Origin of the sequence: Streptococcus infantis (assembly GCF_015546995.1) — a bacterium.
Lineage (GTDB): Bacteria > Bacillota > Bacilli > Lactobacillales > Streptococcaceae > Streptococcus > Streptococcus infantis_J.
Window position 1 is genome coordinate 78,882 of record NZ_JADMUH010000002.1, and the last position, 24,917, is coordinate 103,798.

Here is a 24,917-nt window from a genome sequence, read left to right on the forward strand (position 1 = left end):
TTATTTCTTCGCTTATCTACTTGTCGTTTCTCAGGGAGTTAAGGAGGATTATTATTGCTCTTATTTGATTGATAAATGATTGGGGGATATATCCACTTTCTCGGCGTTCGCTCGGAGTTCAACATACATAACCCTGCCGTTTGTCAGGCGTATTTACTGCCACTACCTAAGCAAAATCTCACCTTTTCTAACCCTCAGTAAACCTCTCTACCTTGTGGTAACCTTGGGATTCTATCACTAGAAAAAATCCCTGTACCTTACTATTATTAAATGCAAAACCTAATTTAAACCTTACCAATACCTAACCAAAACCTAAGTATTTCCTGTTTCCTTTTTCTAAACGAGTAATTTTTTTATCAAAACACGCGCACCCTTTTTCGGAACACTCGAATCCGTCAAAAATCTTGATATAGCTGACTTATTTCAGAGTTTTAGTTGTCTAATATGTAGTATTTGTTTGTTTTGTAAATTGCACTCTACTACAAATTATCTCAGGGATCCCCAACCATTCAGCCAAAAGCTATCCCCTTTTCTGGTGTATTTAACAAACTTTTGATAATGCTTGTAATATCGTTTCTGTTTCATGTATTTTGGTCTTTCAGGGAAACTATCAAACATATATCCGCCACGTTTTGGACTCCAACCTGGTTCCACCTTTCTAGCTTCCCTCAGCGCAAGCTCCCAATAGTATTGGCAATCTGTTTTACTACGGTTTAGTGTGAATTTGTGTACCTCCTGGCATGATCCACAACCCCAAGCATGTTTTTTTTCATAAAGTAACCTACACCGCCTACCACAATCCGGGCATAAAAAGAAATATCGATAGCCACCTTTTGTACCTGGTATCTTATCTAATTTAAAAGTCTCACTACCAATTCTAATCGTTAAATTATCTAAATCAGCTTCTAAACTTTTACCATCTAACCTAGCCACCCCTTGGGATATCCCTTTTAGCTTCATTGGTTTAGTAATAGTTTCTATTACTAACTTCTTCATTATTCCCCCTATATTTAGAAAAACCCAAAACAATTGTTTTGTTAGGTAAAACAGAAAATTAATAACCTGTGTTTTAGTTTAAAGATTCCATATAGCCAGCTTTTTATTTTTTAATAATCAATACCAACAAATTTTTTGCAGTCATTAATGACAATATACCCCTGTTGTATAGCTAAAATAACAAAATATTTTAGAAGTTTATCTTCACGCTTCAATGTCTGAATAATCTCACTATCTTTAAAAGTTTCCCAGTCTGATACATAAGAAGCAGAACCTCCGTCTTGTGGAGAAAGAAGATCCAATTCACTTTCTTCCATCTTCTCGTATATATTTTTTGTAATGTATCTTAAGCGTGGAGTTTTAGAAAGCAACTCCCTGGGCTGCTTCCCATAATTCTTACCTTGCCACTTACAAGTAGCTTTATCAAATACTAAATACTTTCTTACTCTATCAAAAATATATCTCATCGGCTTATTATTGCCAATCCATGTATATACTTCTGAATGATTGGCCATAGGAGGCATTGACTTGAAAGCTAAAAAATTTTTGTCCTGGATAACTCGTTTATTCATTTTCTTTTTTACCACTTTTCACTACTCCATTTTTTACAATATATATCCGCGCACCGTGGAAGTGTTAAAGGACAGGGTTACAGGGTTACAGGGGGCGTAGCTCAATCGCCCCTGTTCCTGTACCTGTTCTTACTTCCACAATCCACGGACACTTGGACAAACTAGAATTGACGCTAGGCTATTCTAGTCGTGTCCCTCGTTTTACAACTGTAAAATTTACAAGTGTTTACAACTCTTTACAACTCCCTAAAAGTCCAATAACATCAATATCTTTTGAATCATGATTTATAATTTACAAGTGTAAAAAAATAACTGTTTTACAACTTTTACAATGAGTTGTAAAGGGTTGTAAATTTTACGTTTGTAAAGGTGTAAAATCATGTAAAATTTTTACACTTTTTTTACAACTTTTTACAACTTTTACATTTGTAAAGTTTACAACTCTTTACATATTTAAGATTGTTAATAGGCAGGATTTTCTTGTACCTTTCCATCGATAACCGCTATGTTATTATCGGATTCATCAATCAATTTATCTAAAGTAGGTCTGCTGATTTTGGCAAAACGAGAAAGCTCTGACTTGTTGGGTAGACTATTATTCGCTTGTTCAAAATCTGCTATCATAGATTTTAATTTATTTGTAGCTTTTTCTTTTGTCTCTTCATAAGCCCACATTTTTTCTTTTAGTCCTTTGGAAAGTGGGATCCCTGGTTCGTGGTAAGCCAATATTTTTTCCTTATCATTTACCAATCGGGGGTAGTAGAAAAGAAAGTTATTCTCTCCATCGTAATCAGCTTCCGAGGTAATCGCCTCAAGCCTCCAATAAGTTCGCGTTTTCAATGGTAAATCTTTACTATCGAAAAGTTGTAGAATTTCTTGAGTTTTCTCCTCGGGTAAATGCTCTAGTGCTACTTCGATATGGTTTCTTAAGTCCTCACTAGTTGCTCGCTTGTTTTTTAAGCTGATATAATCATTTGTTACATTTAGTTGAAAATATCTTTTATTGTGCGTTGTCATTACATTTTTAGCTAAATCCCAGACAGCTTCCAACCTCTCCAGTCGTAACAATTCAGGATCTAATTCCATCTTGAAAAATTCTAACAAGCTATCGCAATAAGCTAGAGATTCTGACCACTGCGCAAAGTCCAAACTTTCTGCAATTCCTTTAGGTTTATCTCTATGGCTTTGAGTATAAATCAGCCCACCACCTACGTGTTGGTTAATTTGTTGTAAATAATCGCCCATAGATCCCCCAAACTGCGGTAACTTTAAATTATCAATACTATCAATAATAATCACTTGAAAAGTATCGCTAGTCACTTTATCTTTTACAACCTTAACTAAATCTTCTAAAGTCGTTGATTTTGGGAGGGTTAAGACAGAAATATTATCAAGGTCATTTTCCCCAACTTCTAAAAGTTGGGCAATTTGCATGAATTTACAAAAACAATCATTTTCTTTGTGATTTGTATTGATATATAAGACATTGAAAGCTCTTTTAGTCTTCCACTCTAGCCAATTATTGCCCTGGGCTAAAGATAGAGCTAGCGAAATCACCACGCTAGTCTTTAATGATCTTCTTGGTGCTGATATACCTAATATTTGGCCACGTCTTAACAATCCTGTCAAAATGCTAGCAGATGGCCCTATCGTCTCAGTAGGAACTTGTCCCAGTTTTTTAATTTCCGTCATTAGTCATCCTTTCTGATTTTTCAACCGTTTCTTTTTTATTTTCTTTAATTGTTGTAACTCTTTGCGTTGCTCAAGGGTTAGTTGTCTATTTTTCCAAATGTAGCCGTTGGTAGTTCGGACAGATTTTCTTTGTCCAGGATATCGTTCAAAACTAGCCATTTTCTACCCCCAAAAACTTCAGCAAGTCAGTAACTTTATAGTATACTTTCCTGGTATCTTCTAGTGGTGGTTGATACCGTCTTAGCCCTGCGCTTTCCCACTTCTGCAAAGTTTTGTATTTTATATCTAACTCGTCCATGGCTTCCTGTGCTGACATTAAACCAGTCAAGCGTGGTTTGAGTAAATCACGCGCCTCCAGGTATTTTTCTACCAGGTTTAATAGTCCATGAGCTAGCTCGTATTCACTCTCTTTACTTAGACTAAACATATTCTTCCACCCCTTTCAGTAGTAGCTTATAGCTCTCTAAATCGGCATTTAACAGAACTGTCAGACGCTTTTGCTCCTCCTGTACCTGGTTATAGAATGCCTTTGCGCCATCCAGTAGTTCTTCTTTGTTGGCTGGGATAAAGTAGCCTCTAAAAGCTCCGTGACGTACCCCAACGATAGGAAAGCCGTAGCGCGTGATTAAACGGCTGATAATATCCTGTACTGTTCTTTCTGTCAGCTTGGTGAGTAAACTGATTTCTGCCCCTGTTATGGAGTTCTCAGACCCTACCTTGATAAGCCTTAATACTCGTTTGTCATTCCGTGTTAGACTCATTCAATTACCTCCCCATACATTGATCCCTGCAAGCTGAATATAACGCCCATAATCAGGATTTAAATCTTTGCTTGGCGTTTCTATTCCCTGTTCCAAAATATCGCGTTTACGGCTCTCTATTCGCTTTAAATAAAGGAATAATAAACCGATAACTAAAAGTAGAATAATTGCCTGTGTATTGGTTATATCTAGTTCATTCATAATTTGCCCCCTTATCTATGCTCTACCCCTTGCGCTGGTAAACCGTTGACTGCTCTTGAGATGATGTCATTAACAACAAGAACACCTAGGCCATCACAAGCCTCCTCATAGGTATCTGCAAACCTTTTAAAAGTATTCTTATAAGTGGCCATAACGTTAAATAAAATCATGGTCGCTACACGTTCCCCGTAAAGTTGAGAAAGCTGAGCCTTAGCTCTTTCTTCGCTCTCGTTTCGTTTTTGCATTCTTTCCCACTGTTCATGGGTATAGTCTGACTTCTTAATAGTAAAAATACTGTTTTCTGATATAATTGTACTCATGTCTTTACCTCTTACTTATGCTCTAGTTTGGTAACCATTGATAAAATGTAACTGATCTTCACTATTCATTGAAAGTAACTTATCAACTTCTTCAGACGATAATTTCTTATTTACAAAGTCTTGAATAACAAGAAATAGCTTTGGCTCTCTTTCCTTAATATCACTCATTAAGTTGTTAAATTCTTTATTTGTCATGTCTTTAATATTATTAGTCATGGTGTTACCCCTTTTTCTATGTTTGTGTCATTCCCCTAATGGGCCTTTTAATCGTTGTTTCCTATACTGACTAATTCCCACGGCCAGACTCGCCAATATTTGAAAGCGTGAGAAAGTACCAGTTTAAAGAGTTAGCGCTCTCCGTATGGTCAAAATGTCCTAAATATGCTATAATCTAGGTATAAATCTTTACTAAAACCTCTTTAATAATAGCTTGCCTGCGTTGTTAAATTCGTTTTAGTGTTAGTGTGAAAGGCTTTGCGGTGTGGTTATTGCTAAGCCTTTTTTGTTGCTCTCACGCGCATTTAGTGCGTGTTTTTTTATTTCTGAATACTGTGGACTTAATTTCCTGATAACTCATATTCAAGCCAATCATGGCTATTACCATGTCCTCAAATGCCTGGTATTGCTCTAGCTCGTCACTGGTCAAGCTATCAATGCCATTATAGCCCCCACGCTCTTCCCTTAACTGCTTAGCGTTCCTGTCAGTTACTGCCTTCAGTAGCAGGTTATTCATGGTGCTATGCGCGTGCTTTGGCGCTTGTTCCCATGTTTCTATACTGTCATGTAAGGTTTTTCTTTTTGGCTTTTCTAGCGCTCTCTGAATACGAAACTTAGAAAGTTCCTCTCGCATTTCAAAGAATGCTCTTACTAGGTTGGTTTTGAAGTTTGCCACTTGATCAGTATTTTTTAAGAATGTAATCAGCAAAGTAGCTTGTTGCTCGTTCAAAATATAGTCCTTGGTATTCTGGCCACTCTCCATAGCTTGGATTTTAAATCCAACCTTTCCGAACTGTTCAAACCTTGCTTGATGTTTGCGGATCGTCTTGGTTATTGTGTGATGTTGCAATCCCGTGCATTCTGCCACAATACTGCTCAGTGTATACAGCTCTTTCTTACCGTCTATGTAGACTAATTCCATTGATTTGCTCCTTTCTAACTGTAAAATAGTTCATCTATGGTTATATCTGGTTTAATTTCTGCAACCATTGACTTAATAGCTAGGCGCTCTTTATCATTAAAAGGCGTTTTCTTAGTCTCTTTGTTATTGTATGACTGTAAAGAAATTTTTAGCTTGTTCGCCATCTGTTGCTGAGTCAGCCCTAACATAACCCGATAGCCTCGTAGTTTGCTCATAGCTTTCCCCCTTTCTAAAAAATCCCCCTCCATGAATAGATTGAAAGTGTGAAAGGTTGGAGGGGATTAGCACATTTTTTATGTGCTTAACTTGTATGATACACAATATTTTTTCCTATGTCAACTGTTTTTTTAATTTTTGCACAAAAAAAATGTACTTTTTCTAAGATATAGTATATAATCATCTTTGAAAGGTGTTATAAAACATGAATAGATTGAAAGAATTAAGACAAGAAAAAAAGCTATCTCAAAAAGAGTTAGCTGAAAATATTGGGGTTCATTATCGGACTCTTCAAAATTGGGAAAACGGAGAAAGCCAAATTAAACCAGAAAAAGCCCAGCAACTTGCTGACTACTTTGGGGTAAGCGTTGGGTATCTGTTGGGGTATAGTGAGTATAGAGATAGCCAAGAAGCAAGTTATCAACTTTACCGAAAAGATTCTAATGATCCATTTAACCATGTAAAAGCTAAAGTGTATTCGCTTCTTGGCGATGATTTAATGAAGGTGCTAGAAGACCAATATGTAACTGGTCATGATGATCCTGATTATTCTAAACTTACTTCATTCTTATCTGCAGTAAATCAACTTTCATATACCGATGAAGAAGAGTTATTACTAAATTATGGAATACTCCCTAAGGAAGATAAAAAGATAATAAAGAATCTGGTTTTTGATATGGCTGAAAAAGTAAAAAGAACTATTACAAAGGAGAAACAAGAAAAAGAGACCTGGAGGAAAGGATTCTAAATCCACGCGCCACAATATCCAACAATCCTGAAGCGCGTGTTTTCTCGACTTAACTAAAAGGCCCTGGAAACTCAGCTCTAATATTTTTCTTTTAGGGGAGCCGAAAAAGCCGATTACATCTAACAAAGCGCGTGATTATTATGCTTCGACCTTTGCTCAATGAGAATATTAATGATAAGACCCAGGCGCACATAAGCCATAATTTAGAAAATCTTATAAGAAAGGAAACCTATGGAAGATTTAAGTAAAAGATTAGTTGATAAGAGCATCGAGGCTTTTATTATGGGGCTTGAAATATATAACAAACCAACAATTAAATATAGAATTGAAGGTTTTAGTTTTTTTATCTGTAACGCCTGGGAATTAATGCTAAAGGCTTATATCATTAATAATGATGGTGAAGAAGCAATATATTTTAAGGATAGTAAGGATAGAACGATATCATTAGAAAATGCAGTTGAAACAGTATTTCCAGATAAACATGGATCATTACGAAAAAATCTAATTCGAATTATAGAACTTAGGAATACTAGTACCCACTTCATAACAGAAGATTATGAACATATCTATGCCCCATTATTTCAAGCATGTGTTTCTAATTATATTTTAAAAATGCAAGAGTTTCACAATGAGGATATCACAAAACAAATTGCACAAAATTTCTTGACTTTATCAGTCCGCATCGATCAACTTAATCAAGAAGAAATCAGGGCAAAATATTCCCCCAAAATGGCAGAACGCTTACTTTCTGAACAAGCTAAAATCGAAAGTGAAATATCTACTAGTAATTCTGACTATGCTGTTCCTGTTGAAACACGATTTTATATTACTAAACGAAAACAAGAGGCAGACTTGTTGGTTAAATTTGATAACACTGCTGAAACACCTATAGGTGTACTTAGAGAGGTTAAAGATCCAAATGCTATCTATCCATTAACTACTAGAGAAGTTATCAAAATTGTAAATAGACGTCTGAAATCTAAAGGTATTTTATTAACAAAAATAGTCGCTAAAGAAAAACAAAAAATGCCGTTTACAACAAACGACTTTCAACTTTTTAATACATTTTATGACGTTAAGACAAATGAACGCTATTGCTACCATTATAAAATCGGTAATCGATATAGCTACTCTCCAGTCCTCTGCGATTTTATAATTGAGGAGATCGAACGAAATCCTGAAACGTTCGTAGAAAACTTGAAAAAAAGACAAAAAAAATAAGATAACCCCAGGCATATGTGAATTCTCGTCCATCGACTTACTCCCCTTTGGGAACACAACGTTAATCCTTCGCAAGTTATCTTGTTAATTCTATTATACCACGCGCGTGGGAAATGTAAAGTGTTTTGTTAGCTAACTGGTAAACTAACTTTAGAAAAAAACTCTCAAAAAACACTGTAAAATAAGTGTTTTTACCACTTAACAATTAAGCATATAATTTACCTATCTAACTTGTTAAACTTGAATACAGGGCAATCTGTAAAGCCCTAGCATGATTTAAACCACAATCTAAAACCTTTTTAATAATAGCTTGCCTGCTGATGTATTTTAGAAAGGTATAGATCATGAAAATAACTGAAGTTATAAAAAAAGACGGTAGTAAAGTCTACCGAGCAAGTGTTTACTTAGGAGTTGACCAAGTAACAGGAAAGAAAGTTAAAACTAAGGTAACAGGTCGGACACAAAAGGAAGTTAAGCAGAAAGCTACTCAAGAAAAAATAGATTTTCAAAAAACAGGATCTACTAGACAAAAAGCAAGTGCCATAACAAGCTATCAGGAATTAGCTAATCTCTGGTTGGAAAGTTATAAGAATACAGTTAAACCAAACACTCAAGGTAATGTTAGAAAGTTAATCGATAATCATATATTGCCTAATTTTGGGACTTATAAGCTCGATAAACTCACTACTCCACTTATCCAGTCAATTATCAACAAACTTGCTGACAAGACTAATAGAGGGGAAAAAGGGGCTTTTCTACACTATGACAAGATACATGCTTTAAACAAACGTATCTTACAGTATGGTGTAACTATGCAAGCGATACCGTCCAATCCTGCGCGTGATGTTGTTTTACCTCGTAACACTCAGAAAGCAAAGCGACAAAAAGTAAAACACTTTGATAATCCAGAATTAAAAAAGTTTCTTGTTTATCTCGATAATTTAGATAGCAACAGATATCGTTATTACTATGAGGCAACGCTCTATAAGTTCCTACTAGCTACTGGTTGCCGTATCAATGAAGCTTTATCCCTTTCTTGGTCTGATATAGACTTAGATAATGCCGTTGTGCATATTACCAAAACACTAAATCGGGAATTAGAAATTAATAGCCCAAAATCTAAGGCTAGTTATCGGGATATAGATATAGATTTAGCTACTATTGATATGCTAAAACAATACAAGCTACGCCAAACTAAGGAGGCATGGAAGATAGGGCAATGTGAAAGCGTGGTATTCTCCGATTTTATTCATGAGTATCCTAGCAGTTCAAAACTTAAAAGAAGATTACTAACACATTTTAAGCGTGCTGGTGTCCCTAATATTGGTTTTCACGGTTTCCGTCATACTCACGCTAGTTTACTGCTTAACTCTGGAATACCTTACAAGGAACTCCAGCACCGCCTAGGTCATTCAACTTTATCAATGACCATGGACACATATAGCCACCTCTCAAAAGAGAACGCAAAAAAAGCAGTATCATTCTACGAAACTGCACTAAAAGCACTATAAGGGGAGCAAAAAGGGGAGCAAATTAAAAAAGCAACATTTCAAGACAAAACGAAAAGCCAATAACAACGGTATTTTTGTAAGATTTTATTTGAAAAAAGCCGATTTTGTAGTATAATAGTACGGTGCTAAAAATCACTTAAACACAGAATAGATTAGGAAAGGATAGGAGATATGAAACAAGTCTTTCTCTCAACAACAACTGAATTTAAAGAGATCGATACGCTCCAGCCGGGCACTTGGATCAATCTCGTCAATCCTACCCAGAGCGAATCGATGGAAATCGCCTCTGCCTTTGATATCGATATCGCAGACCTCCGTGCACCGCTCGATGCGGAAGAGATGTCTCGTATCACCATCGAAGATGAGTACACTTTGATTATCGTAGACGTCCCAATCACAGAGGAAAGAAATAACCAGACCTACTATGTGACTATTCCCTTGGGGATTATCATCACCGAAGAGGCTATTATTACCACTTGTTTGGAGCCTCTCCCACTTCTTGATGTCTTTATCAATCGTAGGCTTCGAAATTTCTATACCTTCATGCGTTCGCGCTTTATATTCCAGATTCTCTACCGCAATGCGGAGATTTACCTAACCGCCCTCCGTTCAATTGAACGTAAAAGTGAGCAGATTGAGAGTCAACTTCACAAATCTACTCGAAATGAAGAATTGATTGAACTCATGGAGTTGGAAAAGACCATCGTCTACTTCAAGGCCTCTCTTAAGACAAACGAGCGCGTGATTAAAAAATTGACCAGCGCAACTAGCAATATCAAGAAATACCTTGAAGATGAAGACTTACTGGAAGATACCTTGATTGAAACGCAACAGGCCATCGAGATGGCGGACATCTATGGAAACGTCCTTCACTCTATGACAGAGACCTTCGCTTCTATCATTTCAAACAACCAGAACAATATCATGAAAACCTTGGCCCTCGTGACCATCGTTATGTCCATCCCAACCATGATTTTCTCAGCTTACGGAATGAACTTTAAGGACAATGAAATTCCTTTAAACGGAGAGCCGCATGCTTTCTGGCTCATCGTCTTTATCGCCTTTGCTATGAGTGTTTCTCTCACTCTTTACCTCATCCATAAAAAATGGTTCTAAACAGGAGTTATTATGTCACAGATTGATTTAAAAGAATTAACAAAGAAAAACCAGGAATTTATCCATATTGCAACCCAGCAATTTCTCAAGGACGGAAAAACAGATGCTGAAATCAAGGCTATCCTTGAAGAAGTGATTCCTCATATCATTGAGGAGCAACCAAAAGGAGTGACAGCTCGTTCTATCTACGGAGCACCAACTCACTGGGCTCACAGCTTTAGTGAAAAAGAGCAATACGAAAAAGAACATCCAAAGGAAAATGACGATCCAAAATTGATGATGTTGGATTCAGCCCTTTTCATCACAGGACTGTTTGCAGTGGTTAGCGCCTTGATGAGCTTCTTCTCAAACCAACCCGTAGCTTACGGATTGGTAACACTTATCAGTGTAGGGGCCTTTGGTGGAGTTGCCTTTTACCTTCTCTATCACTTCATCTACCGCTACTACGGACCAGATACTGACCGTAGCCAACGCCCTCCATTCTGGAAATCACTTTTGGTTATGTTAGCAACTATGTTTGCATGGGTTCTCATTCTCTTCTTGAGCAACTTCCTTCCACAAGCCATCAACATCAGCCTCCCACCACTTGTTTTATTGGTGATTGGAGGAGCTCTCCTTGCCCTACGTTTCTACCTCAAAAAACGTTTCAACATCAAGAGTGCAAGTGCTGGACCTGCTAGATATTAAGATAAACAATAAAAGTAGTGTGTTTTACAGACAGACTACTTTTATTATGGCTCCAAAGCTTTTTTTATTCTCCAAAGAAAAGTAGCTACATTTTCTAAAAACGTTCTAATGTAAAGTCTTTCCTTAGAATCCCGAGGTTTTGTCCTTGAATCCAAGTTGTTTTTCTGTTATACTAATAAAGTAATAAGGAGAAATATATATGACTAAACAGAGAATTAATCAAATTGTTGGTTCAATTGGTGCCTTTATCGGAATTATTGTATTTATAGCCTACATCCCTCAAATTTTTGCCAATTTACAAGGAAACAAAGCTCAACCATTTCAACCTTTATCAGCAGCAGTCTCTTGCTTAATCTGGGTCATTTATGGATGGACAAAAGAGCCTAAGAAAGACTGGATTCTAATCATTCCAAACTCGGCTGGGGTTGTCCTTGGCGGACTGACCTTCCTTACTGCTCTATAAGAATGCAACTACTATAAAAAGCAACCACATCGAGCGGTTGCTTTTTTATGTATAAGATTAAGACAAGGCTAAAATGATGAAGGAGAGGCTATTCCCTAACATGTGAACAAATAGGGGATAGTAAATATTCTCCTTTTCTTTCACATAAATAATAGAAAAGGCAAGGCCACCACCTAGGTATCCGACTGCACCAATCCACTCTGATAAACTTACATTATGCATATGAGTCAGAGCAAAGACAAGTCCTACCAGAAGAATGCTTAGCCAAGTTGACAGTTTTTTCTGCAGGTAATGCAATAAGAGTTGACGGAAAAAGAGTTCTTCCACTATAGGTCCTATGATGCAGGCGAAAACGGCTATCAGTAATGGTTGCTCTTGAAAGGTGCTTTGAATATTAGACTGATTTAGACCTTGTCCGTCTAGCGCCAAAAACTGCCTCAACATTCCTGATATAAAGTCAAAGGCAACCGTCATCAGAATGAGAAAGAGCCAGCCTTTTAAAACGCCAAAGAAGAATTTTCTTTTAGGCTTTCTAATCTCATTCCATTGTTGAATCAATCTATCCTTGAACAAGAAAGAGCCATATAGAGCTAATACTACATAGAGTAGATATTGTAGATAATTCTCAATGGCAGATGGCATCACAGAAGCCAGCAATTTATCACCATCAAACACAAAAAGAACTGTATAGAGAATCGAAAAAATCAGAATTCCCTTATATTTGTTAGACATCATTTAAGACCCTTCCATTCACAATCATTCTCATGGTCATCAACTAGCCCTGCAGCTTGTAGAAATGACAAAACTGCTACGGGACCTGTAAACTTGAAACCTCGTTTTTTGAGATCTTTGGATAATTTCTCAGATAGAGCTGTTTTGGCAGGCGCCTGGCTGTAGTCAGGCACATCATTGACGATGGTTTGTCCATCCACAAAAGACCAAAGATAGGCATCAAAAGTTCCGAATTCTGCCTGCACTTGTAGAAAGGCCTGGGCGTTGGCACGTGTCGCAAAAATCTTGGCACGGTTGCGAATGATGGCCGCATTATCCATCAAAGCTTCCAATTCTTCATCAGTCATGTCCGCAACATCTTGAACTTGATAGTCATGAAAAGTTTCCCGAAAGGCTTGTCGTTTATTGAGCACCGTTTCCCAAGACAGACCAGCCTGATAGGTTTCCATGCAAAGCAACTCAAAAAGCGCTCGGTCGTCATGTAGGGGTTGACCCCATTCCTCATCATGGTAGGCTACATATAGAGGGTTGTTCATTTTAACCCAGCCACAGCGTTTTGGCATAGAAATCTCCTATTTCACCAACATCTTAAGGGCCGACTTGATATAGTTCTCAGCTGTGTCTGTCGTTCCTTCAAAGAATTTCTTAATTTTCTTGAGCTCAGTTGCCTTGTAGCCCAAAGCCAACATGGCTTCCATAGCTTCTTCCAGTTCTTGGTTGTCACTGCTAGATGGAGCCGCAGTTTTAGCAGGGAGATCGTCTCCTGCCACAACAACTTTCCCTTCTAAGTCCAACACCATCTGTTGGGCTGTTTTCTTACCGATTTTAGGGAACTTGGTCAAGTAGGTGATGTTCTTAGTCTCAATAGCTTGAACGAGGCCTGCATTGTCATCAGCTGCGATGATGGCAAGAGCTGAAACAGGGCCGATGCCTGATACAGAAATCAAGCTGAGAAAGAGCTTTTTCTCATCTTCCGAACGGAAACCGTAAAGTAGCTGAGCATCTTCGCGAACAACTTGATGCACGTAGATTTGCGCTTCTTGGTTGACTTGTCCTGAGTAAGAATAAGGGTTGGCAACATGCAAGATATAGCCAATACCGTTAGTTTCAAGAACGATGTATTTAGCAGTAATTTTGGTAATAATACCCTTTAGATATTCGTACATAATTTTCCCTTCAATTTATACTCAATGAAAATCAAATCTAAACTAGGAAGCTAACCGTAGGCATAACTTGAGTTAGGCAAGGTGAAGCTGACGCAGTTTAGAGAGATTTTCGAAGAGTATTAGTATTTTCCTAGTTCTCGTAAACTAGTGTGATTTTCCTGAATGCGACGGAACATCTTTTCCATGTCTGACTTGGTAAAATGTACCAAAACAGGACGTCCGTGTGGACAGTTGTATGGATTGTCACATTGGGAGAGTTGGTAGAGGAGTTGTCTAGCCGAGTGGTCATCGATACGATGGTTAGCTTTGATGGACCGCTTGCAGGACATCATAATGGCCAACTCTGCTCGATATTTCTTGATAGAAACTTCCTTGGTCAAGAGGAGCATATCGCACATCTCATAGATTCCAGACTCGATTTCCTCCTCTGCCATCCAAATCGGATGTTCACGCAGGATAAATTGATTCTCCCCGTACTCTGCTAGAAAGACGCCTACTTCCTCTAAAAGAGACATTCTTTCCTTGAGACGAAGGGCATCATCCGCAGGAAATTCAAAGATATAGGGCACTAGGAGTTGCTGCTGGCTCTGGTCAACATTGCCAATGCTCTCACGGTACTCCTCATACTTAACCCGTTCCTGAGCCGCATGCTGGTCTATGATGTAGAGCCCATCTCGACCTTGGGCAAAAAGATAGGTTCCATGCATCTGACCGAAAAATTCCAACTCCGGGAAGCTCGAAGACTCTTCCCGCTCCAACTTATCATAAGCCTTATCCAAACTAGCTAGATCTAACTCTGGATGGTCCAGTTGGTCATAGCTAGCTGGCTTTCTCTCTGCAAAATGCAGTTTAGCAGGCTTGGTCAGCTGGTCCAAGGTTTCCTTGGCAAACAAGGTCAAATCCTGTCTTTCTTCCGTCAGATTCACCTGATGGTCTGCCACCTCAGCTTGTGTCGGTCTTGTCGGTTCATTTTTTTCATAGTAGAGCGTATTTTCTCTCAGTGGCAAAGTCGTTTGCTCCACCTTTTCACGATTTCTAACCGCAGATTTGGCCAGATTTTCCAAGGCATCTGGAATCAAGGTCTGTTCCTTAAGACTCTTTGCAATAGCTTCTGAAACCAGCGCCATCAGTTCTCTTTCCTTGGAAATTCGCACCTCTTGCTTGGTTGGATGCACATTGACATCTGCTAAATAAGGGTCGATATGGATGTGAATGACAGCCAGCGGAAAACGCCCCACCATGAGCTTGCTACCGTATCCATCTAAAATGGCACGATTGAGCAGGAAATTCTTGATATAACGCCCATTGATAAAAAGGCTGATATAGTTACGATTAGCCCGTGTCAATTCAGGCAATGAGACAAAGCCTGAAATTTCAAAGTCTAGGTCAGAATTCTCAATCTCAACCATTTTTTTAGCACTGGCTAAACCATAAATTCCAGCAATGGCTTGACGCAGTTGACCTGTACCAGCTGTTCGTGTCATTTCCTTGCCATCACTAATCAGGCTAAAAGAAATCTCAGGATGGGCTAGCCCCAGACGATTGACAATATCAATGATATGAGACAACTCTGCCTGCTGGCTCTTCATATACTTGAGACGAGCCGGTGTATTGAAAAATAGGTCTTCCACACAAACCTTAGTCCCCACAGGACTGGTCGCTGGAATGATTTCCTCAACTTCTCCCCCACGAGCTACTAGCTTGGTCCCGTGACTGGCACCGTCCACCGCTGTCAACAAAGTCAAAACACTGACAGATGCGATAGAGGGCAAGGCCTCTCCACGAAAACCGAGGGTCCGAATCCGAAAAAGATCCGCTTGATTCTTAATCTTACTGGTCGCATGACGGCGGAGAGCCAACTCGACTTCATCGTGGGCGATTCCATGTCCATTATCTGTGATTTGGATCTTTTTAAGTCCAGCTTCTTCAATCTCTACGATAATCTGGCTAGAGCCAGCATCGATAGCATTTTCAACCAATTCTTTGACAACGCTAGCAGGACGTTCGATAACTTCTCCTGCTGCAATCTGATTGGCCAAGACTTCTGGCAATTCAATAATATGAGACATCTTTCAGCCCCTTTCTTAACGATTTTTATCTATTTCTCTGAAAATAAGCTAGTGCTATTATACCATATTTCACTCGTTTCCAAAAAAGTCCGAGTAGCAACTTTCTTCCCGATTTTACTAGGTTATTTGCCAAGTTTGTGGTAAAATAGGTAGAAATAATATTTTAAAAAGGAGAAAAGACACATGCACATTTTTGATGAGCTAAAAGAGCGTGGTTTGATTTTTCAAACGACTGATGAAGAAGCTTTACGTAAAGCCCTAGAAGAAGGTCAAGTTTCTTATTATACTGGCTACGATCCAACTGCTGACAGCCTTCACCTAGGTCACCTTGTCGCAATCTTGACAAGTCGTCGCTTGCAGTTAGCAGGTCACAAACCATATGCGCTCGTTGGCGGTGCTACAGGTCTCATCGGAGATCCGTCCTTCAAAGATGCTGAACGTAGTCTCCAAACAAAAGACACAGTAGATGGCTGGGTCAAGTCTATCCAAGGACAACTTTCTCGCTTTCTTGACTTTGAAAATGGTGAAAATAAAGCTGTCATGGTCAACAACTACGACTGGTTTGGCAGCATCAGCTTCATTGACTTCCTCCGTGATATCGGAAAATACTTCACTGTCAACTACATGATGAGCAAGGAGTCTGTGAAAAAACGGATTGAAACAGGGATTTCTTACACTGAGTTTGCCTACCAAATCATGCAAGGGTACGACTTCTTTGTCCTCAACCAAGAACACAATGTAACCCTTCAAATCGGTGGTTCTGACCAATGGGGAAATATGACTGCTGGTACAGAATTACTTCGTCGTAAGGCTGATAAGACTGGTCACGTCATCACTGTCCCACTCATTACAGATGCAACTGGTAAGAAATTTGGTAAATCAGAAGGAAATGCAGTCTGGCTCAACCCTGAAAAGACTTCTCCATACGAAATGTACCAATTCTGGATGAACGTCATGGACGCTGACGCTGTTCGCTTCTTGAAAATTTTTACTTTCTTGTCATTAGACGAGATTGAAGACATCCGTAAACAATTCGAAGCAGCACCACACGAACGCTTGGCTCAGAAAGTCCTCGCTCGTGAAGTTGTGACTCTTGTTCATGGAGAAGAAGCTTACAAAGAAGCCCTTAACATCACTGAACAACTCTTTGCAGGAAATATCAAAAACCTTTCTGTCAAAGAACTCAAACAAGGACTTCGTGGCGTGCCAAACTACCAAGTACAGGCAGACGAAAATCACAACATCGTTGAACTTCTTGTATCTTCTGGCGTGGTTAACTCAAAACGCCAAGCCCGTGAAGACGTGCAAAATGGAGCTATCTACGTCAACGGTGACCGTATCCAAGACCTTGACTATATCTTGAGTGACGCAGATAAGTTAGAGAACGAACTCACTGTTATCCGCCGTGGTAAGAAAAAATACTTCGTCCTTACATATTAAAAACAGACTGGATGCATTTGCTATCCAGTTCTTTTTTTGCTAGACTAAAACTATGAATACAAACCTCAAACCCAAACTCCAGCGCTTTGCTTCTGCTAGTGCCTTTGCCTGTCCTATCTGCCAAGAAAATCTGACCTTGGTAGATACTAGCCTCAAGTGTAGCAACCGCCATTCTTTTGACCTGGCAAAATTCGGCTATGTCAATCTAGCACCACAAATCAAACAATCGGCCAATTACGACAAGGAAAACTTTCAAAATCGCCAGCAAATCCTAGAAGCTGGCTTTTATCAGGCTATCTTAGAAGGCATCTCAGACATACTAGCGACTAAATCATCTGCAAAAACTGTCTTGGACATCGGTTGTGGCGAAGGCTTCTACTCTCGCAAGCTCCAAGAAGCCCATCCTGATAAGACCTTCTACGCCTTTGACATTTCAAAAGACTCAGTCCAAATCGCTGCTAAAAGTGAAACCAACTGGGCAGTCAACTGGTTCGTTGGCGACCTGGCTCGACTTCCTATAAAAGACGCCAGCATGGATATCCTGCTTGATATCTTTTCCCCTGCTAACTATGGTGAATTTCGCCGCGTTTTATCTCAAAACGGTATCTTAATTAAGGTCATTCCTACCGAAAATCACCTCAAGGAAATTCGCCAAATAGTACAGGACCAGCTAACAAAGAAGGACTATTCCAACCAAGATATCAGGGAACATTTCCAGGAACATTTCAGCATCCAATCTAGTCAGATAGCCTCCCTGACCAAGCCTATCACCGCAGAGCAAAGACAGGCTTTACTCAGCATGACACCCCTCCTCTTTCACGTTGACCAAACCAAGATTGACTGGAGCCAGTTGACTGAGATTACTATCGAAGCAGAGATTCTGGTTGGGAAAGCACTGTAAATTAGTTTAAATATCAAAAAACGCATCTATTTAAGATGCGTTTTTGTTTAATCTTAGTTCAAGTGCCAGATATCTTCGTTATACTGAGCGATTGTACGGTCAGATGAGAAGAATCCTGCTTTAGCAATGTTGACGATCACTTTATCCAACCATGCGTCACGGTTTTCGTAGTCAGCAAGCATTTGCTCTTTCACTTTGATGTAGTCTTCCAAGTCAAGAAGAGTCATGAACCAATCTTTGTTGATCAATTCATTGTAAAGACGTTCCAAGCGTTCTTTCTTACCAACTGCAAGAACAGTGTCGCTCACGATAAAGTCAACCAGTGGTTTGATCGCTTTACGAGCGTAGAATTCGCTTGATTTGTAAGCTGATTTTGCGTAAAGATCGATAACAGTTTCTGAATCTTCACCAAAGATGTAGATGTTTTCGTCTCCAACCAACTCAGCGATTTCCACGTTAGCACCGTCCATAGTACCAAGAGTCAAAGCTCCGTTCAACATGAATTTCATGTTACCAGTACCTGAAGCTTCTTTAGAAGCAAGTGAGATTTGTTCTGAGATGTCACATGCTGGGATCAAGAAGCTTGCTGCAGTAACGTTGTAGTTTTCAACCATTACGACTTGCAAGTGTGGAGCTACTGCTGGGTCGTTAGCAATCACTTCTGACAAGCAAAGGATTAAGTGGATGATGTCTTGGGCGATTGTGTAGGCAGGAGCTGCTTTACCACCAAAGAATACTGTGATTGGACGAGCAGGGATGTTACCAGCCTTGATGTCCAAGTATTTGTGAATCACATACAAAGCATTCATTTGTTGACGTTTGTACTCGTGAAGACGTTTGATTTGGATATCAAAGATAGAGTTAGTATTGATTTCCACACCTTGGTGTTCTTTCAAGTGACGAGCCAACTTACGTTTGTTGTGGGCTTTGATGCTTTCCAATTTTTCTTTGACAGCAGCCTTGTCTTCGTATGAAAGAAGGTCTTCCAATTTAGAAGCTTCATGGTGCCATTCGCGTCCAAGGATCTCATCCAAGTAGTGAGACAAGCTTGGGTTAGCATGCATGAGCCAACGACGGAATGTGATACCGTTTGTTTTGTTGTTGAATTTTTCTGGGTAGATGTCGTAGAAAGCTTTCAACTCTGAGTTCTTCAAGATTTCAGTGTGAAGAGCTGCAACCCCGTTTACGCTGTATCCGTAGTGAATATCCATGTGCGCCATGTGTACACGATCATTCTCATCGATGATTTGAACAGCTGGGTCTTTATATTCTGCTTTAACACGGCGGTCCAATTCTTTGATGATTGGTACCAAGTGAGGAACCACTTCTTCCAAGAATTCAAGAGGCCATTTTTCAAGGGCTTCAGCAAGGATTGTGTGGTTTGTGTAGGCAGTCATGCTACGAACGATAGAGATTGCTTCATCAAGTTCGATACCACGTTCAGTCAAAAGACGGATCAATTCAGGGATAACCATTGATGGGTGAGTATCGTTAATTTGTACAACTGCGTAGTCAGCAAGGTCGTGCAAGTTACTTCCTTTTTCGATTGCTTCATCGATGATCAATTGTGCACCGTTTGAAACCATGAAGTATTGTTGGAAGATACGGAGCAATTCACCTTGTTTGTCGCTATCGTCTGGGTAAAGGAAAAGAGTCAAGTTACGAGCGATGTCTGTCTTGTCAAAGTTGATACCATCTTTGATGATTGAAGAATCAACTGAATCCAAGTCAAACAAACGCAAACGGTTTTTAGTAGCCGTCTTGTAACCAGGTACATCGATATCGTAAAGAGTAGATGTCAATGTGAAGTGTGCAAATGGCACTTGGTAGCTACGACTTGAGCGAACCAACCAGTTTTGGTCAGTCAACCAAGCGTTAGGAATAGTTTCTTGTTGGTTGTTTTTAAGAACTTGTTGGAAAAGACCGAAGTGGTAGTTCAAACCAACACCGTCACCATTCAAACCAAGTGTAGCGATTGAGTCGATAAAGCAGGCTGCCAAACGTCCCAAACCACCATTACCAAGCGATGGTTCCAATTCTACTTCTTCGATTTCGATCAACTCTTTACCTGCGTCAGCAAGTTCTTTTTTAACTTCGTCATAAAGACCAAGGTTAATCAAGTTGTTTGACAAGAGTTTACCAATCAAGAACTCAGCTGAGATATAGTAAACTTTTTTCTTACCAGTGTTGACTGGTTTTTGGCTGCTTGCTAGTTTGCTGTAGTTAAGAAGAGCAAGGTAAAGCTCTTCGTTGCTACATTCTGCGATAGATTTATTGTAACGATTTTGTACAAATTCTTTTAATGGTAACATTTTTTGTGTCTCCTGATAATGTCTTATTTCTTTAATTCTACCAAATTTTCATTAATTCGGCGATAAATGGTTGTCAAGTCAAGCAAAGTTTCTTCGACAGCAGGAGTCAATTGATCCTCTGTCATACGCCATGACCAGTTTCCACCAAGAGTAGATGGGAAGTTCATACGAGCTGAACCATCCAACTCTAGCAAATCTTGCATAGTAGCGATAGTCATAAAGCTTACTGATGAAAAGGCTGTACGAAGCATAGCATGTACTACTGTTTCGTATTCCTTGCGGTTTGTATAGCGTGCCATGTACTCACGTGTTGGATCGTCAATCTCATCACGGTACCAACCAAGAACAGTGTTGTTATCGTGTGTTCCTGTATACATAACTGAGTTTGCTGGTGCCAAGTGTGGGCTGTCGATACTTTCATGTTCTGGGTTGAAGGCAAATTGAAGGACTTTCATTCCTGGGAATCCAGTACGCTCACGAAGCTCGATAACTTCATCAGTCATGAATCCAAGGTCTTCTGCGATGATGTTCAAGTCACCAAGTTCTTCTTTAACCGCTGCAAAGAGTTTGTAGTCAGGTCCTTTCACCCATTTACCAGGTGCCGCTGTTTTAGAACCAGCAGGGATTTCCCAGTAAGACTCAAATCCACGGAAGTGGTCGATACGAACGATATCGTAGATTTTAAAGCTTTCACGCAAGCGTTCAATCCACCATTTGTAGCCATCTTTGTCCATTGCTTCCCAGTCATAGATTGGGTTCCCCCAAAGTTGACCGTCTGCAGAAAACTCATCTGGTGGGCATCCTGCAATGTGAGTCGCTTTTCCGTTTTCATCTGTTTTAAAGAGATGCGGATTAGCCCACATATCGCTTGAGTCCTCAGCCACATAGATAGGCATGTCTCCAACGATTTCAATGTGGTTATCGTTGGCGTATGCTTTCAATTTCAACCATTGTTGGAAGAAAAGGTATTGGGTTACGCGATGGTAAACAAGCTTGTCAGCTAATTTCTCACGGTAACTTTCAAGAGTTGAAGCTTTGCGAGCACGAGCATCTGCATCTGGCCATTCTGTCCAAGCAAGGTTGTCAAAATACTCTTTGATTGCCATATACTCTGCAAATAGTTCAAGCCATGATTGATTTTCTTGCGCAAATTTTTCGAAGTCTTTGACATCTCCGACTTCAAGGAAACGTTTGACAGCTTTCTCTAGAAGTGGACGACGTGCGTAGTAGATTTTAGCGTAGTCAACTTCTGTTGGATTGCTACCAAAATCAACACCTTCAAGATCACTTGTTTCCAACAATCCTTGCTCTACCAAAATATCAAGATCGATAAAATGAGTGTTTCCAGCAAAAGCTGAGAATGATTGGTATGGAGAATCTCCATAGCTAGTTGTTCCCAAAGGAAGGATTTGCCAGTAGCGTTGCTTAGTGCGAACCAAGAAGTCAACGAAATCATAGGCGCTTTGACCAAATGATCCGATTCCGTATGCTCCTGGAAGTGATGAGATGTGCATCAACACACCGCTTTGACGTTTTTTCATATTAGCACCTCAAGTGTTTATATTGTTAATTACTTCAATTTTTGCGCAAACGTTTGCGCTAACTAAAGTATAACCCATTTCAAAAAGAAATGCAAGCGTTTTTAGAAAACTTTTTTTGATTTATTTATATAATTAAAAATGAAATTTACTATATCCTCTTCTCTTAACTTGATATTTTTTTCAAAAAAATTGCGCAATCGTTTCCATTCATCCATTTCCGAACATTTTTTCCTTAATTATTTATCTTTTCTTCCTATTGTAAGGACAGTTTTCAGTTTTTCTTAACTTTAAGCTTTTTAAAAATTTTTATAAAAAACGCTTGCAACCGTTTTCTGTTTGTGCTATACTAGGGTCATAAGGGAAAACGTTTGCGTTTCCTCGAAATTAAAATTTGTTATTCTTTAGGAGGAATACACTATGTCAACTAAATTCATGAAGAGCGCTGCCGTACTTGGTACTGCTACTCTTGCTAGCTTGCTTTTGGTAGCTTGCGGAAGCAAAACTGCTGATAAAGCTGCTGATTCTTCTGCATCAGGAAGTCAAGAAATCACTTTCTACGTTGAAGATCAATATAAAGCCTTCGCAGAATCAGCTGCAAAAGCTTACGAAAAAGAAGCTGGTGTAAAAGTTACTATTAAAACTGGTGACCAATTAGGTGGACTTGATAACCTTTCACTTGATAACCAATCAGGTAAAGCTGCTGACGTTATGATGGCTCCATACGACCGTGTAGGTAGCCTTGGTACTGACGGACAACTTTCAGAAGTTACTTTGAGCGACGGTGCTAAAACAGATGACACTACTAAATCTCTTGTAACTGTTGGTGGTAAAGTTTACGGAGCTCCAGCCGTTATCGAATCACTTGTTATGTACTACAACAAAGATTTGATTAAAGAAGCTCCAAAAACATTTGCTGACTTAGAAAACCTTGCTAAAGATAGCAAATATGCTTTCGCTGGTGAAGACGGAAAAACAACTGCTTTCCTAGCTGACTGGACTAACTTCTACTACGCATACGGACTTCTTGCTGGTAACGGAGCTTACGTATTTGGTGACAATGGTAAAAATCCTAAAGATATCGGTCTTGCTAACGATGGTGCTATCGCAGGTATCGAATACGCTAAGACTTGGTACGACAAATGGCCTAAAGGTATGCAAGACACTGAAGGTGCTGGAAACTTGATCCAAACTCAATTCCAAGAAGGTAAAACAGCTGCGATCATCGATGGTCCTTGGAAAGCTCAAGCATTCAAAGATGCTAAAGTAAACTACGGTGTTGCAACTATCCCAACTCTTCCAAACGGTAAAAACTACGCAGCCTTTGGTGGTGGTAAAGCTTGGATCATCCCATCAAGCACTAAGAACCTTGAAGGAGCTCAAAAATTCGTGGACTTCCTTGTTTCAACTGACCAACAAAAAGCATTCTACGATGCAACTAACGAAATCCCAGCTAACACTGAAGCTCGTGCTTACGCTGAAGGTAAAAACGATGAGTTGACTACAGCTGTTATCAAACAGTTCCAAAACGCTCAACCAATGCCAAACATCTCTCAAATGTCAACAGTTTGGGACCCAGCTAAAACAATGCTCTTTGACGCTGTAAGCGGTAAGAAAGATGCTAAAACAGCTGCTAATGATGCTGTAACATTGATTAAAGAAACAATCCAACAAAAATTTGGTAACTAAAAATTTGGTAACTAATTGATTGATTCAAGGGAGATAATTTAAACATCTCCCTTGATTTTTAGATACATTGACAATGTTTTCAGCAATTTTGCTGATTAGCATCGAGCTTAATGCTCGTATCTTATGAAAGGAGCGCTCATGGAACAACAACCAAAAAAAGCAGCCTTGCTTTCATTGATTCCTGGGTTGGGACAAATCTACAACAAACAAAAAGCTAAAGGTTTTATCTTCCTTGCTGTAACAGTGGCTTTTGTCCTCTATTTTATAGTACTTGCAGCACCTGAATTGAGCAACTTAATCACGCTTGGTGAAAAACCTGGCCGTGACAACTCTCTCTTCATGTTGATTCGTGGTGCATTCCACTCTATTTTTGTAATTGTTTATCTAGCCTTTTATATTCTCAATATTAAAGACGCTCACACTATTGCAAAACGTATCAATAATGGCATCCCTGTCCCATTGACACTTAAGGATATGATTAAAGGTATCTACGAAAATGGATTCCCTTACTTGCTTATCATTCCATCTTACGTTGCCATGACATTTGCCATCATCTTCCCGGTTATTGTAACCTTGATGATTGCCTTTACTAACTACGATTTCCAACACTTACCACCAAATAAATTATTGGATTGGGTTGGATTGACTAACTTTACAAATATCTGGAGCTTGAGTACCTTCCGTTCAGCCTTCGGTTCTGTTCTTTCTTGGACTATTATCTGGGCTTTATCTGCATCTACTTTGCAAATCGTACTCGGTATCTTTACAGCTATTATTGCTAACCAACCATTCATCAAGGGTAAACGTATCTTTGGTGTTATCTTCCTTCTACCTTGGGCGGTTCCAGCCTTCATCACTATCTTGACATTCTCAAACATGTTCAACGATAGTGTTGGTGCTATCAATACTCAAGTTTTGCCACTTTTTGCTAAGGTTCTTCCTTTCTTAGATGGCGTTCTTATCCCTTGGAAGACAAATCCAACTTGGACTAAAATTGCCTTGATTATGATGCAAGGATGGCTTGGTTTCCCTTATATCTACGTCTTGACTCTCGGTATCCTACAGTCTATTCCAAATGACTTGTATGAAGCAGCTTATATCGACGGTGCAAACGCTTGGCAAAAATTCCGTAACATCACTTTCCCAATGATTTTGGCTGTTGCGGCGCCTACTTTGATTAGCCAATACACCTTCAACTTCAACAACTTCTCTATCATGTACCTCTTCAATGGTGGTGGTCCTGGTAGTGTCGGTGGTGGAGCTGGTTCAACCGATATCTTGATCTCATGGATCTACCGTTTGACAACTGGTACAGCTCCTCAATACTCTATGGCAGCTGCCGTTACCTTGATTATTTCAATCATTGTCATCTCTATTTCTATGATTGCATTCAAGAAACTACACGCATTTGATATGGAGGACGTCTAA

27 protein-coding genes are annotated in these 24,917 nt (G+C 39.3%); 10 read left to right on the forward strand and 17 right to left on the reverse strand.

Going from position 1 to position 24,917, the window contains the following annotated elements; translation table 11 throughout:
- Positions 1–486: 486 nt before the first annotated feature.
- The 11 genes from I1J71_RS01275 to I1J71_RS01325 all read right to left on the reverse strand — a co-directional run bounded on the left by I1J71_RS01275 (position 487) and on the right by I1J71_RS01325 (position 5,895).
- Positions 487–996 carry a hypothetical protein gene (locus I1J71_RS01275; RefSeq protein WP_195183436.1) on the reverse strand — a complete coding sequence of 170 codons (510 nt, stop codon included), beginning with the start codon at positions 994–996 and terminating at the stop codon, positions 487–489.
- A gap of 110 nt (positions 997–1,106) precedes the next feature.
- The gene (locus tag I1J71_RS01280; RefSeq protein WP_229026598.1) at positions 1,107–1,568 is read right to left on the reverse strand and encodes a hypothetical protein; all 462 of its coding nucleotides are present in this window, start codon (positions 1,566–1,568) and stop codon (positions 1,107–1,109) included.
- Positions 1,569–2,030: 462 nt separating this feature from the next.
- A complete protein-coding gene (locus I1J71_RS01285; RefSeq protein ID WP_195183438.1) occupies positions 2,031–3,260 on the reverse strand; it encodes an AAA family ATPase in 1,230 nt (409 codons plus the stop codon).
- A 3-nt stretch (positions 3,261–3,263) separates the two neighbouring features.
- Positions 3,264–3,419, reverse strand: a complete 156-nt coding sequence (locus I1J71_RS01290) for a hypothetical protein (protein WP_195183439.1) — start codon at positions 3,417–3,419, stop codon at positions 3,264–3,266.
- Positions 3,412–3,687 carry an XRE family transcriptional regulator gene (locus I1J71_RS01295; protein WP_195183440.1) on the reverse strand — a complete coding sequence of 92 codons (276 nt, stop codon included), beginning with the start codon at positions 3,685–3,687 and terminating at the stop codon, positions 3,412–3,414. Before I1J71_RS01295 ends, I1J71_RS01290 begins: the two co-directional genes overlap by 8 nt.
- Positions 3,680–4,021, reverse strand: coding sequence for a DNA-binding protein (locus I1J71_RS01300; protein WP_195183441.1), 342 nt, complete (start codon positions 4,019–4,021; stop codon positions 3,680–3,682). Before I1J71_RS01300 ends, I1J71_RS01295 begins: the two co-directional genes overlap by 8 nt.
- Positions 4,022–4,222 carry a hypothetical protein gene (locus I1J71_RS01305; protein ID WP_195183442.1) on the reverse strand — a complete coding sequence of 67 codons (201 nt, stop codon included), beginning with the start codon at positions 4,220–4,222 and terminating at the stop codon, positions 4,022–4,024. It lies immediately after the preceding gene.
- An 11-nt stretch (positions 4,223–4,233) separates the two neighbouring features.
- Positions 4,234–4,542, reverse strand: a complete 309-nt coding sequence (locus I1J71_RS01310; RefSeq protein ID WP_195183443.1) for a hypothetical protein — start codon at positions 4,540–4,542, stop codon at positions 4,234–4,236.
- A gap of 15 nt (positions 4,543–4,557) precedes the next feature.
- Positions 4,558–4,758 (reverse strand): hypothetical protein, encoded by a 201-nt coding sequence (locus tag I1J71_RS01315; protein WP_195183444.1) that lies wholly within the window; start codon positions 4,756–4,758, stop codon positions 4,558–4,560.
- A gap of 295 nt (positions 4,759–5,053) precedes the next feature.
- Positions 5,054–5,680, reverse strand: a complete 627-nt coding sequence (locus I1J71_RS01320; protein ID WP_195183445.1) for a Rha family transcriptional regulator — start codon at positions 5,678–5,680, stop codon at positions 5,054–5,056.
- A 14-nt stretch (positions 5,681–5,694) separates the two neighbouring features.
- Positions 5,695–5,895 carry a helix-turn-helix transcriptional regulator gene (locus I1J71_RS01325; RefSeq protein ID WP_195183446.1) on the reverse strand — a complete coding sequence of 67 codons (201 nt, stop codon included), beginning with the start codon at positions 5,893–5,895 and terminating at the stop codon, positions 5,695–5,697.
- Between the two features lie 206 nt (positions 5,896–6,101).
- Between I1J71_RS01325 and I1J71_RS01330 the strand changes: the two genes are divergently transcribed.
- The 6 genes from I1J71_RS01330 to I1J71_RS01355 all read left to right on the forward strand — a co-directional run bounded on the left by I1J71_RS01330 (position 6,102) and on the right by I1J71_RS01355 (position 11,642).
- Complete coding sequence (locus tag I1J71_RS01330) at positions 6,102–6,644, forward strand: helix-turn-helix domain-containing protein (protein WP_195183447.1); 543 nt, start codon at positions 6,102–6,104, stop codon at positions 6,642–6,644.
- 231 nt (positions 6,645–6,875) lie between these two features.
- Positions 6,876–7,865, forward strand: coding sequence for a DUF3644 domain-containing protein (locus tag I1J71_RS01335; RefSeq protein ID WP_195183448.1), 990 nt, complete (start codon positions 6,876–6,878; stop codon positions 7,863–7,865).
- A 344-nt stretch (positions 7,866–8,209) separates the two neighbouring features.
- Positions 8,210–9,376, forward strand: a complete 1,167-nt coding sequence (locus tag I1J71_RS01340) for a tyrosine-type recombinase/integrase (RefSeq protein WP_195183449.1) — start codon at positions 8,210–8,212, stop codon at positions 9,374–9,376.
- A 171-nt stretch (positions 9,377–9,547) separates the two neighbouring features.
- Positions 9,548–10,492 (forward strand): magnesium transporter CorA family protein, encoded by a 945-nt coding sequence (locus I1J71_RS01345; protein ID WP_000815631.1) that lies wholly within the window; start codon positions 9,548–9,550, stop codon positions 10,490–10,492.
- 12 nt (positions 10,493–10,504) lie between these two features.
- Complete coding sequence (locus I1J71_RS01350; RefSeq protein ID WP_195183450.1) at positions 10,505–11,179, forward strand: DUF1129 domain-containing protein; 675 nt, start codon at positions 10,505–10,507, stop codon at positions 11,177–11,179.
- Positions 11,180–11,378: 199 nt separating this feature from the next.
- On the forward strand, positions 11,379–11,642 hold the full coding sequence (locus tag I1J71_RS01355) for a SemiSWEET family transporter (RefSeq protein ID WP_049496815.1): 264 nt from the start codon (positions 11,379–11,381) through the stop codon (positions 11,640–11,642).
- Positions 11,643–11,699: 57 nt separating this feature from the next.
- Here the strand turns inward: I1J71_RS01355 and I1J71_RS01360 are convergent, their stop codons facing one another.
- The 4 genes from I1J71_RS01360 to mutL form a co-directional block, all read right to left on the reverse strand.
- Positions 11,700–12,377: a CPBP family intramembrane glutamic endopeptidase gene (locus tag I1J71_RS01360; protein ID WP_195183451.1), complete on the reverse strand. Its 678-nt coding sequence runs from the start codon at positions 12,375–12,377 to the stop codon at positions 11,700–11,702.
- Positions 12,374–12,937, reverse strand: a complete 564-nt coding sequence (locus tag I1J71_RS01365; protein ID WP_195183452.1) for a DNA-3-methyladenine glycosylase I — start codon at positions 12,935–12,937, stop codon at positions 12,374–12,376. Before I1J71_RS01365 ends, I1J71_RS01360 begins: the two co-directional genes overlap by 4 nt.
- A gap of 9 nt (positions 12,938–12,946) precedes the next feature.
- The gene (ruvA, locus tag I1J71_RS01370; RefSeq protein WP_195183453.1) at positions 12,947–13,540 is read right to left on the reverse strand and encodes a Holliday junction branch migration protein RuvA; all 594 of its coding nucleotides are present in this window, start codon (positions 13,538–13,540) and stop codon (positions 12,947–12,949) included.
- A 119-nt stretch (positions 13,541–13,659) separates the two neighbouring features.
- On the reverse strand, positions 13,660–15,609 hold the full coding sequence (gene mutL / locus I1J71_RS01375) for a DNA mismatch repair endonuclease MutL (protein WP_195183454.1): 1,950 nt from the start codon (positions 15,607–15,609) through the stop codon (positions 13,660–13,662).
- A 183-nt stretch (positions 15,610–15,792) separates the two neighbouring features.
- Here mutL and tyrS point away from each other — a divergent pair, with 183 nt between their 5' ends.
- Together tyrS and I1J71_RS01385 are read left to right on the forward strand one after the other, a co-directional pair.
- Positions 15,793–17,049, forward strand: a complete 1,257-nt coding sequence (gene tyrS / locus I1J71_RS01380) for a tyrosine--tRNA ligase (RefSeq protein ID WP_195183455.1) — start codon at positions 15,793–15,795, stop codon at positions 17,047–17,049.
- 52 nt (positions 17,050–17,101) lie between these two features.
- Positions 17,102–17,950 carry a putative RNA methyltransferase gene (locus tag I1J71_RS01385; protein WP_195183456.1) on the forward strand — a complete coding sequence of 283 codons (849 nt, stop codon included), beginning with the start codon at positions 17,102–17,104 and terminating at the stop codon, positions 17,948–17,950.
- Positions 17,951–18,003: 53 nt separating this feature from the next.
- Here the strand turns inward: I1J71_RS01385 and glgP are convergent, their stop codons facing one another.
- Positions 18,004–20,262, reverse strand: a complete 2,259-nt coding sequence (glgP, locus tag I1J71_RS01390) for a glycogen/starch/alpha-glucan family phosphorylase (RefSeq protein ID WP_195183457.1) — start codon at positions 20,260–20,262, stop codon at positions 18,004–18,006.
- A 23-nt stretch (positions 20,263–20,285) separates the two neighbouring features.
- Positions 20,286–21,803, reverse strand: coding sequence for a 4-alpha-glucanotransferase (gene malQ / locus I1J71_RS01395; protein ID WP_195183458.1), 1,518 nt, complete (start codon positions 21,801–21,803; stop codon positions 20,286–20,288).
- Between the two features lie 417 nt (positions 21,804–22,220).
- On the opposite strand from malQ, the gene I1J71_RS01400 reads away from it, so the two are divergent.
- Entirely contained in the window at positions 22,221–23,489 is a 1,269-nt protein-coding gene (locus I1J71_RS01400) for an extracellular solute-binding protein (protein ID WP_045613885.1), read from the forward strand.
- Positions 23,490–23,627: 138 nt separating this feature from the next.
- Positions 23,628–24,917: a carbohydrate ABC transporter permease gene (locus I1J71_RS01405; protein WP_004250464.1), complete on the forward strand. Its 1,290-nt coding sequence runs from the start codon at positions 23,628–23,630 to the stop codon at positions 24,915–24,917.